The 14,995-nt window shown below is 57.4% G+C and carries 11 protein-coding genes; 4 read left to right on the top strand and 7 right to left on the bottom strand.

Annotated elements, in window-relative coordinates:
* From HQL56_11610 to HQL56_11600, 3 genes are all read right to left on the bottom strand, one after another.
* Positions 1 to 903: hypothetical protein (locus tag HQL56_11610; GenBank protein ID MBF0310164.1), on the bottom strand; the 903-nt coding region annotated here is incomplete at its 3' end.
* The gene (locus tag HQL56_11605) at positions 900 to 2,636 is read right to left on the bottom strand and encodes a type II and III secretion system protein (GenBank protein MBF0310163.1); all 1,737 of its coding nucleotides are present in this window, start codon (positions 2,634 to 2,636) and stop codon (positions 900 to 902) included. The genes HQL56_11605 and HQL56_11610, both read right to left, overlap by 4 nt.
* Positions 2,633 to 4,324 carry an AAA family ATPase gene (locus tag HQL56_11600; protein ID MBF0310162.1) on the bottom strand — a complete coding sequence of 564 codons (1,692 nt, stop codon included), beginning with the start codon at positions 4,322 to 4,324 and terminating at the stop codon, positions 2,633 to 2,635. Before HQL56_11600 ends, HQL56_11605 begins: the two co-directional genes overlap by 4 nt.
* 296 nt (positions 4,325 to 4,620) lie before the next feature.
* Between HQL56_11600 and HQL56_11595 the strand changes: the two genes are divergently transcribed.
* Genes HQL56_11595 through vsr form a run of 4 tightly spaced genes read left to right on the top strand, consistent with a single transcriptional unit; the run spans position 4,621 to position 10,848 of the window.
* Complete coding sequence (locus tag HQL56_11595) at positions 4,621 to 5,682, top strand: DNA cytosine methyltransferase (GenBank protein MBF0310161.1); 1,062 nt, start codon at positions 4,621 to 4,623, stop codon at positions 5,680 to 5,682.
* On the top strand, positions 5,682 to 8,690 hold the full coding sequence (locus HQL56_11590; protein MBF0310160.1) for an ATP-binding protein: 3,009 nt from the start codon (positions 5,682 to 5,684) through the stop codon (positions 8,688 to 8,690). Before HQL56_11595 ends, HQL56_11590 begins: the two co-directional genes overlap by 1 nt.
* On the top strand, positions 8,680 to 10,368 hold the full coding sequence (locus tag HQL56_11585) for a hypothetical protein (protein ID MBF0310159.1): 1,689 nt from the start codon (positions 8,680 to 8,682) through the stop codon (positions 10,366 to 10,368). The genes HQL56_11590 and HQL56_11585 overlap by 11 nt, the downstream gene beginning before the upstream one ends.
* A gap of 18 nt (positions 10,369 to 10,386) precedes the next feature.
* Positions 10,387 to 10,848 (top strand): DNA mismatch endonuclease Vsr, encoded by a 462-nt coding sequence (gene vsr / locus HQL56_11580; GenBank protein MBF0310158.1) that lies wholly within the window; start codon positions 10,387 to 10,389, stop codon positions 10,846 to 10,848.
* A 460-nt stretch (positions 10,849 to 11,308) separates the two neighbouring features.
* On the opposite strand, the gene HQL56_11575 is transcribed toward vsr, so the two are convergent.
* The 4 genes from HQL56_11575 to HQL56_11560 form a co-directional block, all read right to left on the bottom strand.
* Positions 11,309 to 12,364, bottom strand: a complete 1,056-nt coding sequence (locus tag HQL56_11575; GenBank protein ID MBF0310157.1) for a radical SAM protein — start codon at positions 12,362 to 12,364, stop codon at positions 11,309 to 11,311.
* A complete protein-coding gene (locus HQL56_11570) occupies positions 12,342 to 13,058 on the bottom strand; it encodes an ABC transporter ATP-binding protein (GenBank protein ID MBF0310156.1) in 717 nt (238 codons plus the stop codon). The genes HQL56_11575 and HQL56_11570 overlap by 23 nt, the downstream gene beginning before the upstream one ends.
* 408 nt (positions 13,059 to 13,466) lie before the next feature.
* Positions 13,467 to 14,114 (bottom strand): prepilin-type N-terminal cleavage/methylation domain-containing protein, encoded by a 648-nt coding sequence (locus tag HQL56_11565; GenBank protein ID MBF0310155.1) that lies wholly within the window; start codon positions 14,112 to 14,114, stop codon positions 13,467 to 13,469.
* Positions 14,089 to 14,796, bottom strand: coding sequence for a hypothetical protein (locus tag HQL56_11560; GenBank protein ID MBF0310154.1), 708 nt, complete (start codon positions 14,794 to 14,796; stop codon positions 14,089 to 14,091). The genes HQL56_11565 and HQL56_11560 overlap by 26 nt, the downstream gene beginning before the upstream one ends.
* Between the last annotated feature and the right edge of the window lie 199 nt (positions 14,797 to 14,995).

The following is a 14,995-nucleotide window of genomic DNA, read 5'->3' as shown; positions in this document are numbered from 1 at the left end:
CACGGGCGGTTGGACCGGAGGCGCGACACCGGGGGCTTGGGCCACGGCAGGCGGGGCCACGGGCGGTTGGACCGGAGGCGCGACACCGGGGGCTTGGGCCACGGCAGGCGGGACCACGGGCGGTTGGACCGGAGGCGCGACAACGGGGGCCTGGGCCACGGCGGGCGGGATCACGGGCGGTTGAACCGGAGGCGCGACAACGGGGGCCTGGGCCACGGCAGGTGGGACCGGGGAGGGGGGTGGACCTTCCGCCTGTGGAGCGGGCACGGGTTTGGCTTCCGCGGATGGTGGAGGCGCCGCCACCGGAGTGACGACGACGGCGGCGGTTTTGCTTCCGGGGGCCGGTTTCCCTGCGGGGGAGACCCCGCCGGGAGGAGATCCCCCGTGTTCGGCGCGGGGGCGGATTTTATCCGTGGCCACCTCCAGGGTGGACTCCCCGGTGGAGAGCAGCACCTGTTCGAAGAGCCACTCCGAGGCGAAATAGAGCCCGCCCAGAGTGATGACCGCCCCGAGCAGCCGACGCTGGGTACGTTTTCGCGGCAGATGGGGATTGAGGGTCATGCGCAGAAGTTTTTTGCCTTCGCTCGGCGGCAGGTCCGCCGGGGCCGACCTCGGGGGTTCGGGCGGTGGCGGGGGTGGCGGTGCGAAGTCGACGGATGACACGGGTGTCGTGAAGTCAACCGACGGCGCGGGCGTCACCACGGCAGGGGATGGCGCGGGCGGCGGAGTCGCGGCTTCCGGCTTGGGGGCGGCCCCGACTTTGAAAACGCTTTCCGGTTCCTTCAGGGCGTTGAGTCCGAGGAGCTGTTTTTCCCACGGGTTGGCGGCGGCCTGGCTTTCCGTTCGGGAACCCCGCTTCTCCTCCTCTTCCGATTCGCGCAAGGTATCCAGAAGCAGACTCATGGCGTCCCCATCAGAGTGGACCAGGCGCCGGCCAGGGTATTGTCGGCGGCGGGTTTCTCGTTGCCGCCGTTGAGCAACTCCTGATCGTGCCCGGACAAGCTGTCGACGGGTTCGGTCATCACCATGGGACGCAGGAAGATCACCAGTTCGGTCTTGTTGGAGCGCTCTTCCCGGAAGCTGAAGAAGTTGCTCAGAATGGGCAGCCGGGAGAGGATGGGCACGCCGTCGGTGGCGTCGCTCCGGGTGTTTTCCATGAGTCCGCCCATAACCGCCACCTGGCCGTTACCCACCCGCAATACCGAATCCATCTCCTGCACCTGCACCACCGGCACCTGGGGCGGGGTGTAGGTGAGGTTGTTGCCCAGATTGGCCCGCAGGTTGGGGTCGGGGTTGTCCACCCATTTGGAGACCCGCTGGATGGTGGGCCGGATGTTCAGGGTGATGGCCTCGTTTTCGCTGATCTGCGGCGTCACCTGCATGATGAAACCGATGGGAACCGTGCGGATCAGGGTTTCGGTGGTGGCGGCGGTGACCAGTTTGTCGTCGGCGTAACGCGGCGGCGTGACCTTGATCTGGAAGTAGACCTCGTTGGTGGTCACCCGCAACAGCGCGGTCTGATTGTTCATCACCGTGATACGCGGCGACGACAGCACCCGGGTATTGCCGAACTTGGAGAGCAGGCGCACCGTGGCCGAGATGTCGCGTGAACCCAGCAATCCCGAGAGGAAGGGGATCTCCGCCCGGTTCAGGTTCAGGGCCAGACGCGGCGAGGTGTTGAGCCGGGTGGCGGCGAGGGCGAGCTGGTTTTCGGTCTCGCGCAGTCCGTCGCTGCGGATCAGGTTCCAGTCGATGCCGCCCTGGAACTGATCGGTGAGTTGTACCTCCAGCACCGTGGCTTCGATGAGTACCTGGCGTCGGGCGCTGTTGACCACCCGGTCGATGAACTCGCCGATCTCCCGATGCTGCAGGGAGGTGGCCATGACGCTGATGATGCCGGTGGCTTCGTTCCAGATGACTTTGGAGGCGTTTTCATCGCTTTCGGGTTTGCCGGGTTCGTTCCGGATGCCGACGATTTCCCGGATGTTGCCGATGAGATTTTTCCAGAACTCGTTGCCGGAGGCGGTGTTCAGATTGACGGAAGAGCTGTTGACGCCGCTCTGGTTCGTGCCGGAACTGGTTTGCGTGTCCGAGGCCACGGTGGTGGAGATGGAGAATTTGGTCTCCACGTTGCGGTTGGCCGAGACGTAGTCGACCCGGTAGTTGCGCCTTACCGGCACCTCCGGTCCCACCACCAGGGTGCCTTCCTCGATGCGGTACCAGAGGTCCGCCTGGCGGGCGATGCGGTCCAGGATGCGGGGCAGGGTCTGTTCGATGGCGTTGAGGCTGATCTGGCCGTTGATGTTGGCCAGAATGTCGATATTGAGGTTGGCGTCCCGGGCCAAAGCGAAGAGTACCTCCCGCACGGGAACGTCGGTCACCACCACGGTATAGAGATCCTGGGCGCGGCTTTGACCACCCTCTTTGGGCAGGAAGGGGGTCACCTTGACGGTGTCCGGAATGGTATCCGCCGCCTCTTTGCTCTGGCCCAGGGTTTGGCTCTCCACCGGCGGGGGAACCGGCAGGGATGGCCGGGCGCAGCCAAAAGCCAGCAGAACCGGCAGAAGCACCGCCCAATTCGGGCGATGCTTTCCGGTCAAGGCTCTGTGGCGCGGCTGGGGGGGAGGGGGTCTCATCCACTGATCCTGCCAACGCGCTCTTCTCGCTCCCGGGCGGCCTTCAGGGGCAGAACGAAGGGTTGGTTGGCCCGAATGGCGGCGGGCAGGGCGGCAATGAAGGCGGCGGTCTTCTCCCGCGAGGGAAAGGTGTCCACGTAGATCAGGGTGCGGTGATCCGCCAGGGTGACGATATTCAACTGCCGCTCCGCATCCAGACTGGCGCGAATCTCACCGAGTATCTTTTCGACGGAGGCCAGTGAACTCCTGTCGCTCAACGCCATGAGCTGAATGGTGAAGGGTTCGTTGCCGGCAGTGACCTTCGTGGTGGGCATCGTCGCCGTTTTGATGGCTTTGGGGTTGCGTTTCGGTGTCGGCACGGGAATGGGGGCCGGACCCTCCAGGAGAGGAATCACCTCGTTGGTGCCTGGTTCAACCGGGGGCGCCATCTCTGCCACGTTGACGGGTTCCACCACCACCGCTTCGGCGGGAATCGCCGCCGCCGGGATCGGGGGATGTTCCATCTCCGGGGCGAGAATCTCCTCCACTTCGTGAGTCGGGACAGCAGCCTGGGAGGCGACCACCGCTGCGGCGACGGGGGTATCCGCGGCGACCACCGCTGCGGCGACGGGGGTATCCACGGCGACCACCGCTGCGGCGACGGGGGTATCCACGGCGATTGCCGGCGCAGCCGGGGCCGGCGGGGGCGCGGGTTGTTCGGCGGTGATGGTTCTCACGTCCACGGCAGGCGGGGTCAGGGCTGCCTCGACACCGCCGGTGCGTTGCGTCATCAGCCGCGAGGTGGTGGCCCAGGAGGAGTGCATCAGGGCTCCGGTGGCCAGCAGTGCCGCCAGTCCGGCGGCGGCCAGGGCGGGGCGACGCCAGGGGAAGGGGGTGTGAATGGAAAATTCGCTCGAATCGACGGCGGCGCGCACATGTTTGGCTTGAATCTCCGTGGCCGATTCGGCGTAGGCGGCGATCAGGGACTTATGCGCCAAAATGTTGATACGCCGGATGCGTCCTTCCGACACGCTGTGGATCTTGCGCACCGCTTTGATCTGAAACAGCCGGTTGCCGCGATAGCCGGTGCCGTTGAGCCGGTTGGCGATGTAGCGGTCCGTCTCTTCCAGCGACAGGGGATGCAGATGGTAGCTGTGCAGAATGCGTTCGAGAAACTGCCGGTTGCCGTGCCGGGCCAGGATCCGATCCAGCTCCGGCTGGCCGAAGAGGATGATCTGAAAGAGCTTTTCCCGATCGGTTTCGATGTTGGAGAGCAGACGCAACTCTTCCATCGATTCGACGGGCAGACATTGGGCTTCCTCGATCACCACCAGGGCATTGCGACCGGCGCGATGCAGGTTCATCAGGTGTTCGGCGAGGCGGTAGTGGTCCAGGGAGCGATCCCGGTTGGGGCTGGGTTCGATGCGGAACTCCCGCAGAATCGCCGAGGCGATCTGGTCGGCGGGGATGTTGGGGTTGAGCAGAATGGCCACGTCGATGCTGGCGGGCAGGCGCTGGCACAGGGTGCGGCACAAGGTGGTCTTGCCGGTGCCGACTTCGCCCACCACCTTGATCAGCCCGTCCCGGGCGGCGATGGCGTGTTGCAGCGAGGTGAGAATGTTCTCGCGGTCTCCGCCATCGAAAAAGAGTTCCGGATCGGGACTCAAGGAGAAGGGATGACGGTGCAGCCCGAAATGGTTCAGATACATGGACGTTGTCCTTTCCGCGGAGAAAGCCCGTGGAGATGGCCTCGGAGAGTCTGTTTGCGCCTCCTTCTTTCCCGAGAGGGGATGGGTGGCTACAGGGAGGGAAGCAAGAAGCAAACCAAGATCGGGCATGGGTAGTTCGGAGGAAGTGATGACATCATGGCACAGTGGAGTTGCCCAAGTTGGGGTATCGTCATAAAAACGAGTGCATTTCAGGGCAGTTTCGTGATATAATAACCAACAGGGAGTTGGTTCGACGTAATTATCAGGAGATTGAGCGGAAGGTTGGGTTGTAGACGATGACTATCGATTTTTTCGATTTTTTCAGCGGATGCGGAGGATCCAGTTGCGGCATGCAGTCCGCCGGTTTGGCTGTCCGCTTCGGGTTGGATATCGACCCGGACGCTCGGGCAACCTTTACCTCGAATTTCAAGGATGCGGTCTTTCTGTGTGACGATATTAAAAATATTCATGAAAATCAATTGAATGAGTTAATTGGAAAAAAAAGGAACAATCCGATATTGTTCGGTGCCTGCGCTCCGTGTCAGCCCTTTTCGAAGCAGAATAGACAAAGATCGTGTAAGGACGAACGACGTTCCTTGTTGTCCGAGTTTCAGAGATTTGTACAGAAATATCAGCCGGAGTATGTATTTATCGAAAATGTTCCGGGGATACAGACCGTGGACGAGGAAGTTGGTCCGTTCGCGGATTTCCTGAAATTATTATCAGAATTAGAATACTATTACAATCATCGCATTGTGATGGCGTGTCATTACGGGGTTCCGCAGAACCGGCCGCGCATGGTGTTGATGGCGAGTCGTCTGGGGCGGATCGCCATTCCCGAAAGAACCCACGGTCCCGGCACGAGCAATCCCGATTTGCCCACGGTGCGGGAGTGGATCGGCAAACTTCCGGCAATTGCCGCCGGAGAGATCGATGATTCGATCCCCAACCATCGGGCGGCGCGTCTTTCCGATCTCAATATGAAACGCATCAAAGCCACGCCGATAGAGGGGGGGCGCTCTGATTGGCCGTTGGAGTTACGCCTCAACTGCCACGACAACCACAGGGGGCACACGGATGTATATGGGCGCATGCACTGGGATAAACCCGCCTCGACCCTGACCACCCGATGCATCAGCCTTTCCAACGGACGGTTTGGGCACCCGGAACAGCATCGGGCCATCAGTGTGCGGGAAGCAGCCTGTCTTCAGACCTTTCCGATGGATTTCGTATTCCACGGCAACCTCAACTCCATGGCGCGACAGATAGGAAACGCCGTTCCGGTGCGTTTGGCGGAAGTTTTCGGCAAGGCCTTTTTGGCCCACTATCACGCCCTTTCGAAAGCCGAGGCTGCCTGATGGCCAAGTTTCGGGTACGGGCGCGCACTGTTGATATGTTGGGCCGCCAGCAGATTGCAGGCATTCCTACCGCCATTTCGGAATTGTTCAAAAACGCCCACGATGCTTATGCCAGACGGGCGGAGGTCGATTATTTCCGGGATGAGCAGCTTTTCATCCTCCGGGACGATGGGCTCGGCATGACCCTGGAAGACTTCGAACAACGGTGGCTGACCCTGGGTACCGATAGCAAGGTGTCGGGCGGTGGAATAGCCCTGCCGCCGAACGACCCGGATCAAAACATTCGCCCCATTCTGGGCGAAAAGGGCATCGGGCGACTGGCCATTGCCATTTTGGGACCGCAGGTCTTGGTCGTTACCCGCGCTAGGCGAGAAGGGCGGCCAAGTCCAACCACCGTGGTCGCCTATCTTCATTGGGGGCTTTTCGCCCTTCCGGGTCTTGACCTGGACGACATCGTGATTCCGATTCGGGAGATTCCGGGTGGCACGATGCCGGATGCAGAGGTGGTTCATGCCATGGTGAAGGAAGCTAGCGACTGTCTGACGGGCTTGGCAGGTCGCGCGAATCAGGAAAGTCTTGCATCACTAATCGAGGAGATGGCCAACTTTGTTGTCGATCCGGCGGTACTGTCGGCGGAAATGGGGGAACCGTCTTTGATAGGAGATGGTTGTGGAACCCATTTCTACATCAGCCCGGCGGATTCCCTCATAAAGGATGATATTGACGGGCGAGAAGGTGAAGAGAAGGCGACCCGATTTGAGAAAAACCTGATCGGCTTCACGAATACCATGACTCCCGGGCATGCACGGCCTCGGATTATCACAACCTTTCGGGACTACATCGACGAGGGTGCACCGGTTGAACGCATCGGGGAGAAAGTTTTTTTCACCCCGGATGAATACAAAATGGTCGATCATCATGTCATCGGTCGTTTCGACGAATACGGCCAGTTTCGGGGCGAAATCGGGGTATACCAGACCAAACCCGATCCCTACGTTCTGAGCTGGGATAAGGCCGACGGTCTGCCGACGGCCTGTGGTCCTTTCACCCTTTCGTTTGCCTATCTCCAAGGTAACGCCAAGGACTCCTTGGTTCCCCTGGAGGAATATACCCGACTCCGATACAAGCTGGAACGGCATGGTGGGTTGTACATCTACCGTGATGGTGTGCGCGTGCAACCTTACGGCGATTCCGATTACGACTGGCTGGACATCGAAAAGCGCAGAACTTTGCATGCGGCACGTTATTTCTATTCCTATCGCCGAATGTTCGGCGTAATCGAACTTTCGACTGCCGACAATGCATCCTTGACGGAAAAGGCCGGGCGTGAGGGATTTCGGGAGAACAAGGCCTATCGGCAGCTTCGCTCGATTCTGATGAACTTCTTTCTGCAAACGGCGGCTGATTTTTTCCGCGAGGAGGGGCGATACGCCGACCAGTGGGCTGAGCGCAGAGAAGAACTCAATCGTTCGGAAGAGATCCGCAAGAAAAAGTCGGCCCAGGTGACGGTGAAGAAGGCAAAACTCCGCAAGGAGCTGGACACTTTCTTTACGGGTATCGGAGATAAGGAACCCGAATTGGCTGTCGAACGTATTGTCCGGGAGGCGAAAATTCAAGCCGGATCCATCCTCGAAGGAGGGCAGCCCGCATCCTACAAGGCTGCAGCCTTGATCGGGGTCGAACGTGATGCCCGGTTGGCCATCCGTAGGGAACAAGGCCGATTTACCGTCAGCAAACCGCGTGGTGTCGGCTTGCCGCGCACATTAAGCAACGAATGGGGTGCTTATCAGGCGGAGAACGATCGTTTGCAAGGGGAAGTTTTTGGTCCTGCGGAAAACGATATCGAACGTCTTGTATCGGAATATGCCAAAAATGGAGGTTTACCGCTTGCAAACGTCGCGCGCCTGGACAGCGCCGTTCGGGAGCGGGCTAAAGACCTGCAATCGACTACCCGCAGCATCAAGTTGGAAACGGAAACCCTTTTGTCGGAGGTTGCGGGACGAGTGAGGGATACCTCGAAGGCCAGCTTCAAGGCCGTCGAGCAGGTGGTCGACGATGTGCTGGCCGAGCTGGAACGGTTGAAATGCTCATCGGTCGAGGTCGGCGCGTTCTCGGAAATGCGCGAGAACATGGAAAAGCGACTCAATACGGTTTTCGAGCAGGAACGTCTCAAATTGCAGCGCATTCGCGATCAGCTTGCGACGGTGGGTGCTCTTTGGGACGAGAACGGTTTTGATACGGCGGAATTGACCGAAGCACTGGAAGAGGAGTTGGACGACCTTCGCAGTAGCCGTGAAGCGGACCTCGAACTGGCCCAAATCGGTATGGCGCTCAATACGGTGACCCATGAGTTCGGAAAAACCGTGGGTGCCTTGCGCAGCGGCTTTCGGCGCATGAGCGCCTGGGCAAGCGAGTATCCGGTTCTGAGAGACCTTTACTGCGACATGCGCAGTGCTTTCGACCATCTGGACGGCTACTTGACCCTGTTCACCCCTCTTGACCGCCGTTTGAATCGCAAAAAAACGCGAATCAAGGGAAGGGATATCTACGACTTTATTGAAAATCTGTTCCATGCCAGGCTGGAACGACACACGATTGCCTTGGAAGCGGACCAGGCTTTTTTGGACACCGTTATTGTTGGCTACACCTCGTCGTTCTACCCGGTTTTCGTCAATCTAGTGGATAACTCGGTTTACTGGCTGCAGGGTGTTCGGGAAGGGCCTCGTCGCATCGAGTTCGTCGTGGATGGTTCGGACCTTCTTGTTCGGGACAACGGACCCGGAGTCAGTCCCCGAGATCGTGACAACATTTTCCTGCTTAACTTTTCTCGCCGACCGGGGGGAAGAGGTATGGGGCTTTACCTTTCGCGGGAAACCCTAAAAAAAGCCGAATATGTGATTTCGCTTGATGTGAGCCATGAATATGTCGGGGCGGTGTTCAGACTGTCACCGGATCCCGAGAAGAAGGATTCAACACCCGAGGGAGAGGAGATCGAGGATGATGTCTGAGACATTCGAAACGGATCGCTATAACGCTGCAAAGGAATTTGTTCACACAATGATTTTTATTGATGATGAAGCCTCGTACGAGTCGTCGAAACAGGATATTGTTGCTAAAACTGAAATAAAAGGAGGTCCGGGTCGGGCTGCGAGGATTCTTGCGAAACAGGAAAACAACGATGAATTATGGAATAACGGAAGTCACGGCCTAAATGTTGAAGCGTTAACGAAGAGTTCATTAAAACTCGGGTTGGTTTGTTCAGTGCTGCGTCCTGGCTCGGAAGAGGATTTTGTGAGGAACGTTGTCGAAGCGGCGGAACGGGTCGATATCGTTAGTCTGGATTGGCAACTCAAAAACGATAATGGCACTACAGCAATTTCGATTCTTAAGGGAATTGCCGATCGTGATGCAAGAATCAATGGCCGCCTTCGACTGATATCGATTTATACGGGGGAGGCAAAAAAGCGACGGGAGATATTTGAGGCGATTGTATCTAGTTTCTCTTCTGAAAGTCAAAAGGTTAGAGGGATACATTTTAGGGAACATGAAAATGACATAGTCAGTAGAGATGGGTTGCGCATCATTTGTCTGATCAAAACGCATGGCGGGACCGTGGAGGGTGATGCTGCGTCATTTCAGGTGTCCGAAGAAAAGCTTCCTGAGAAGCTACTTAAGGAATTTTCCGATTTACCAAACGGAGGTCTTCTGTCCAACGTCGCGCTGGCCACGGTGGCCTCTATCCGCCGGGTGGCGCACCATGCGGTTAGCAGGTTCCATCGCGATATGGATGGTCCCTTTTTGCATCACCGTGCCATAATCACCAGACCGGAAGATTCGGAGGAATATGGTATTAGTGTTATAATGGGGGATCTAAAAAATACGGTTCTGCTTGATAAAACTATTTATAAGTTTATTGATGAAGGTGCAGTAAGACGGCGCATTGAAAATATTCGTCCTGACAATCAAAGTCTAATTCTTGAATCTGGCAATATATCATTCAGTAAAGAGCAATCTGTTAGATTGTTTGTCGAGGGACTGAAAGAGTTTCTTGGCTCAGGTAATAAGCCAGCGAACTTACCAAGCAAGGAAGTGATGAGAAATAAATTATCGTCTATACTGTTCGAAAATGAGAGAAGCTCAGAAAATGCGTTGTATCAATTTGCGTTTATAACTTCAGTAACGGAATATCCTGAAAATATTTTTTATAAAATAGACGAAGATTTGCTTCCGGGGTTGTGTCTTGGTAGTATTGTATGGAATAGCCATAATAAGGAGTATTTGCTTTGTACTCAGGCAATCTGTGATTGTGTTTGGCAAGGTAATTCTACTTCTCAGTCAAAGCCATTTTCTTTTATTCGCCTATCGCAAAAAAGTAATGTATCTAAGCCTGATTTTATAGTTCAATTTAAAGGTGAGTATATAAAGCTGTTTATAGATAGTGATATTTCATATACAGAATTCAGGGCTTTCTACTTTCGTCATGAAACTACAGGAAAGTCCGTAGTCGCCCGACGTCACGATAATGGATATATATTTGATGCTTTTTTAGACAAAGATCTTTCCGTTGCTGCGAGTCTTCAATGGGTTGCAAATATGAAGGAACGTCGTGCTTCTCGAGCGGTCCAAAATGTAACACACAAGATGGGCCGGATCGGTTTTGACGAATTCGAGCCTTTTCGCAAGTAATAGGTTGACGAAGGTATAATGAATGATATCGTGAGAATTCCGAATCCCGCAGCCGAAGCACCGGTTTCCGCGGAGAAGAGTCGCCAGATGTCCCTTGTGCGCACCCGACATACCGGGCCCGAACTCATCGTCCGGCGTATTCTTCGAATTTGCGGCTTCCGCTACCGCCTCCACCCGAAAAAGTTGCCGGGAACCCCGGATATCGTCTTTGCAGGCAGGCGAAAAGCAATCTTCGTTCACGGTTGCTATTGGCATCGGCATGGAGGTTGTTCAAAGTCCAGTATGCCAAAAACGAGAGTCGACTTTTGGAGAGGTAAATTCGCAGCTACCGTGGAACGGGATCAGCGCACTTTTCAAGAACTTACCAAACTCGGTTGGCAGTATTGCGTTGTTTGGGAATGTGAAACGCGATGTGAAAAGACTATCAAGAATAAGCTCTTGACCTTCCTGGCATCTCCAATTAGTGGATATGCAATCTAATTGCATTAATTGAGAGTATATTGTCCAGTATCAGCTTTTTCCAGAAATATCGAAGGCTTCTATCAACTATTCCGGCTCCTCACGGCGTGACGATATCAATGGCAAAAGGACAAGTCCCAGGGGTGCCCCCTGGACCCCATGGGGTGGGTACGTCAACGGCGAAAGAACAAGTCCCAGGGGTGCCCCCTGGACCCCATGGGGTGGGTACGTCAACAGCGAAAGGAAAAGTCCCAGGGCACGGCGAAAGGACAAGTCACAGGGGCGCCCCCTGGACCCCATGGGTGGGTACGTCAACGGCGAAAGGACAAGTCCCAGGGCACGGCAAAAGGACAAGTCCCAGGGGTGCCCCCTGGACCCCATGGGGTGGGTACGTCAACAGCGAAAGGAAAAGTCCCAGGGCGCTGCCCTGGACCCGTCGGGGGGGATAATCCCCCCCGAACCCCCGTATTTATTGAAAGCGTTACGGCAGCCTCGCCAGCCTCGCCAGCAACGAGGGGTTGGCCTCGCAGGGGCTCCAGCAGCGGGGGCAGGCCTCTTCGCGAACCGCCTGGCGTGCCGCGCCATTGGCGGCCAGCAGCGGAGGCAGACGAAAGTCGTAATCCCTTAAATTGCCTAAAGGACGGTTCCACAGCGTGCAGGGATAACAGACCCCATCCGCCGCCACAAAGATCGAACTGGCCATGGCCTGGCAGGGAACAGGAGTTCGTCCGCTCTCCACATAGCGCAGCGCGTAGCGTAAATATCGTTTTTCAATCAGGCCCACCGCATCCGGAAAACCCCGTCGCGAACGGGCAAACCAGGCGATCTCCTCCCGGAAACCTTCCGGCATCCGCAGCGGCCACTCCCGCTGGGTGTTGTGATAATAATGCTCCGAAGCATGGGCCAGGTTGAGATGAAACGCCTCGATCGCCAGACCCGGCAGCCGCTCCTGCGCCGCACGCACCGTGGCTTGCAGTTGACCGACGTTGAGATGGGAGAGGGTGAAACCGAAAAAGAGCCGGAATCCGCCGTGACACATCGGACGCAGCCGCTCGTAAAGCGCCATGCACGACTCCCAGTTGCCGGCATGACCCCGCAGCCGGTCGTGCAGCGCCGCCGGACCGTCCAAACTGATGGTCAGAGTGAACAGAGGTGGGGGTTCCGCAGCCTCCCGTACCACACCCACCAAACGAGCCGTGGCCTCCACGTCGATGCCGTTGCAAGGCACATGCAGATGAAAAAGCCGGCGCTGGCTGGCCAGGACCGCCCGCACGATCTCCGCCACATCCTCCCGCAGCACGATCTCCCCACCGGTTAGATCGATCCAGGAGAAGTGGTCGTTTCGAGTCAGAAAAGCGGTGATCTCCGCCAGGGAGAGTTCGTCCGGGTTCGGCGGCTGCCGCCAGATGCCACACAACGCGCAACGGGCGTTGCAACGTCCGGTCAGGGCGAAGGTCAGTTTGTAAGGAAGGGACCGTTCCCCCAGATTGGCCCGCAGGATGTCCGTCGCCAGATCAATGCGCCGCCGCCAGGGCATGCAGATAACTCTCCTCGATGGTCTCCCCGCCGAAGGTCTCCCGGCACAGGGCGGGACTGCCCAGAAAGAGCAGGCGACCCTGGTGCAGTATCGCCAGGATATCGCATACCGGTTCCACGTCGTACAGATTGTGGGTGTTGAGAAATACCATCCGACCCTGCTGTTTGCGCTCCAGAAGCAACTCCGTGAAGCGGCGGCGGGTTTGGGGATCGAGTCCCGAGGCGGGCTCGTCGAGTATCAGCAACTCCTTGCCACTGCCCAGACACCCCGCCAGACCGATCTTCTGGGTCATACCCTTCGACAGGGTGTGCAGGGGTTTGTTCAGGGCGGCTTGCGGAAAGTCGATGCGTATGGCTTGTTCGTGCAGAACCTCCGGGGATTGCCCGTAGAGCCGGGCCATGCAGCCAAGGAACTCCAGTCCGGTCAAGGCCGGCGGGGGCAGAAAACGTTCCGGGAGGTAGGCCAGACGCTGCCGGGAAGCGGGATGGCCGCTGGGCTGATCGAAGAGACGGATGGTTCCGGAGTCGGGACGGCACAGGTCGAGCAGACATTTGATCAGAGTGGTCTTGCCCGCCCCGTTGCCGCCCGCCAGACCGAGGCATTGTCCCTCCCCGAGGCGGAGAGTAACCTCCGACAGCACCGGCGTGGTGTAACGTTTGCTCAGGGAGTCGATGCGGAGGATGTCGCGGCCCATAGTCTTTTGACTTTTAATATTTAATCTTTTAAGTATCAAAAAAAGAAAATGTTCTGTCTTTTGACGTTTGATTTATTGTATCTGTTCAGACATACGGGGGTTCGGGGGGGATTATCCCCCCGACGGGTCCAGGGCAGCGCCCTGGGACTCTTCCGTTTGCTGTTGACTTCCGACCCCATGGGGTCCAGGGGGCACCCCTGGGACTTTTCCTTTCGCCGTTGACACGATCATGCTGCACCGTGCAGGGGTCTGAATGGTTACCAATAAAAACGTATTTATTTAAACAAAACAGATAACAGACAAAGTCAAAAAACAAAACATTTTCTTTTTTTGATACTTAAAAGATTAAATATTGAAAGTCAACAGATTAAAAAAAACGGGGGTCCGTGGACCCCCGTTTTTGGACGCTCAGAAGCTGCTGCAGATGTGAATCACTTCGCCCAGGGTATAGGCGGTGGCGGCGCCCGGAGTGGCGGCCACCTGGGCATCGTCGCTGCCGCGAATGGAGCCGGTGTCGCCCGCGCCGTCATCGAACTGGGAGTCGTAGATCATGGCGTAATCCACGGGGATTCTCTCCATGCAAACCACCTTTGCGGCCAGACCCAGAACGTTGGTGGTGCGTCCGTCGGCGATGCCGGTGGTGCCGCCCAGCGGGTTGGTCGGATTGGTCACGGCGGTGCCGGCGGCCACACAGGTGCCCTTGGCCAGTCCTTCGCAGTAGAGGTGGTTCCAGGCCAGGGCCGATTCGTCGGTTGTCTTGGTGGCGGCGTCGAAAAGACCCGCGATCATGCCGTTGCCGTTGCCGGCGCCGGAAGCGGTGGCCCAGTGGGTGGCCGCGCCGGAGTCGTCACCGGGGAGGAACCAGTGAGAGTCCATGTAGGCGTTGACGGCCCCCTGAACCGACTGGGTGTCCGTGGCGATGCGCTTGATCTTGGAATTCTTGACCATGGACTGGCCTTTGAGGACACCGCCGATCAATAAACCGATGATCACCAGAACGATGGCAATTTCAATCAGGGTGAAACCGCGTTCATTTTTGCTCAATGTCAGGGGCATAGGGCGTCCTCTTTTGATTGATTTTTAATATCCAGGCCTCAATGGCCTGTCTTTCAGCCGTGTTCAGTCCATCCTGGCGGGAAACCTCCTGAGCCAACAGCAACCCTTTCTCAAGCTCATTATTGCCATAGAGCAGACTGAGATGCAATCCGGAAATCCAGAAGGGCAGTGGATGGGACCGGGGGTGGGAGCGGATATCTTCCAGAAAAAGCAGCGCGGTGGACGGGTCTTTCAGGCGATTGACGGCGCGTTCGGCGGCAAAAGCCAGCCAGATGGCCCGATGGTCGGGGTCGGCCCGATAGGCGCGATGAATGAAACCGATCATGCGGCGCAGGATGGCTTCATCCGGCAGGAAGCCGTAGAGGCGCAAGGCGACGAAGAGGGGGTATTCGGAACGCGGATCCAGATCCAGAATGGCTTGCAGCCAGGCTTCCAGGTGGTTGGGGTTGAGGCTGCGCAGGGAGAGTTGCAGCCCCGCCTGATCGTCGAAGGTTTGCAGTCGCAGCATCCAGAAGCGGGCCATGGCGGTGTCGTCGCCCAGGGAGGCCAGTCGCAGGGCGGGGAGCGGCGGTGGGGCTTCCAGAGTTTGCGGCGTCGGGGCGGCGAGGCCGGAGGCGTGTCGCCAGGCGAGTTGCAGGGCGAGTGCGGCAAGAAGCGCCAGGTACCGGGGAGAAGGTCTCATTGCAGTTGACTTTCAATATTTATCTTTTAAGTATCAAAAAAAGAAAATGTCCTATCCGTTGACTTTTCAGTTATCCGTTCTTCTTATCGATGCAATTAAAAAACGGTAACTATTTCAGATATACGGGGGTTCGGGGGGGATTATCCCCCCCGACGGGTCCAGGGGGCACCCCTGGGACTTTTCCTTTCGCCGTTGACAC

This window comes from Magnetococcales bacterium (assembly GCA_015231925.1).
Classification (GTDB): domain Bacteria; phylum Pseudomonadota; class Magnetococcia; order Magnetococcales; family JADGAQ01; genus JADGAQ01.
This window is presented reverse-complemented; position numbering and strand designations above follow the sequence as displayed.

Excerpts from the sequence above, each read along its gene's own strand:
- HQL56_11600 (MBF0310162.1), bottom strand. The coding sequence starts at position 4,324 with ATGTATCTGAACCATTTCGGGCTGCACCGTCATCCCTTCTCCTTGAGT.
- vsr (MBF0310158.1), top strand. The coding sequence starts at position 10,387 with ATGAATGATATCGTGAGAATTCCGAATCCCGCAGCCGAAGCACCGGTT.
- HQL56_11565 (MBF0310155.1), bottom strand. The coding sequence starts at position 14,114 with ATGCCCCTGACATTGAGCAAAAATGAACGCGGTTTCACCCTGATTGAA.
- HQL56_11570 (MBF0310156.1), bottom strand. The coding sequence starts at position 13,058 with ATGGGCCGCGACATCCTCCGCATCGACTCCCTGAGCAAACGTTACACC.
- HQL56_11595 (MBF0310161.1), top strand. The coding sequence starts at position 4,621 with ATGACTATCGATTTTTTCGATTTTTTCAGCGGATGCGGAGGATCCAGT.
- HQL56_11585 (MBF0310159.1), top strand. The coding sequence starts at position 8,680 with ATGATGTCTGAGACATTCGAAACGGATCGCTATAACGCTGCAAAGGAA.
- HQL56_11575 (MBF0310157.1), bottom strand. The coding sequence starts at position 12,364 with ATGCCCTGGCGGCGGCGCATTGATCTGGCGACGGACATCCTGCGGGCC.
- HQL56_11560 (MBF0310154.1), bottom strand. The coding sequence starts at position 14,796 with ATGAGACCTTCTCCCCGGTACCTGGCGCTTCTTGCCGCACTCGCCCTG.
- HQL56_11605 (MBF0310163.1), bottom strand. The coding sequence starts at position 2,636 with ATGAGACCCCCTCCCCCCCAGCCGCGCCACAGAGCCTTGACCGGAAAG.
- HQL56_11590 (MBF0310160.1), top strand. The coding sequence starts at position 5,682 with ATGGCCAAGTTTCGGGTACGGGCGCGCACTGTTGATATGTTGGGCCGC.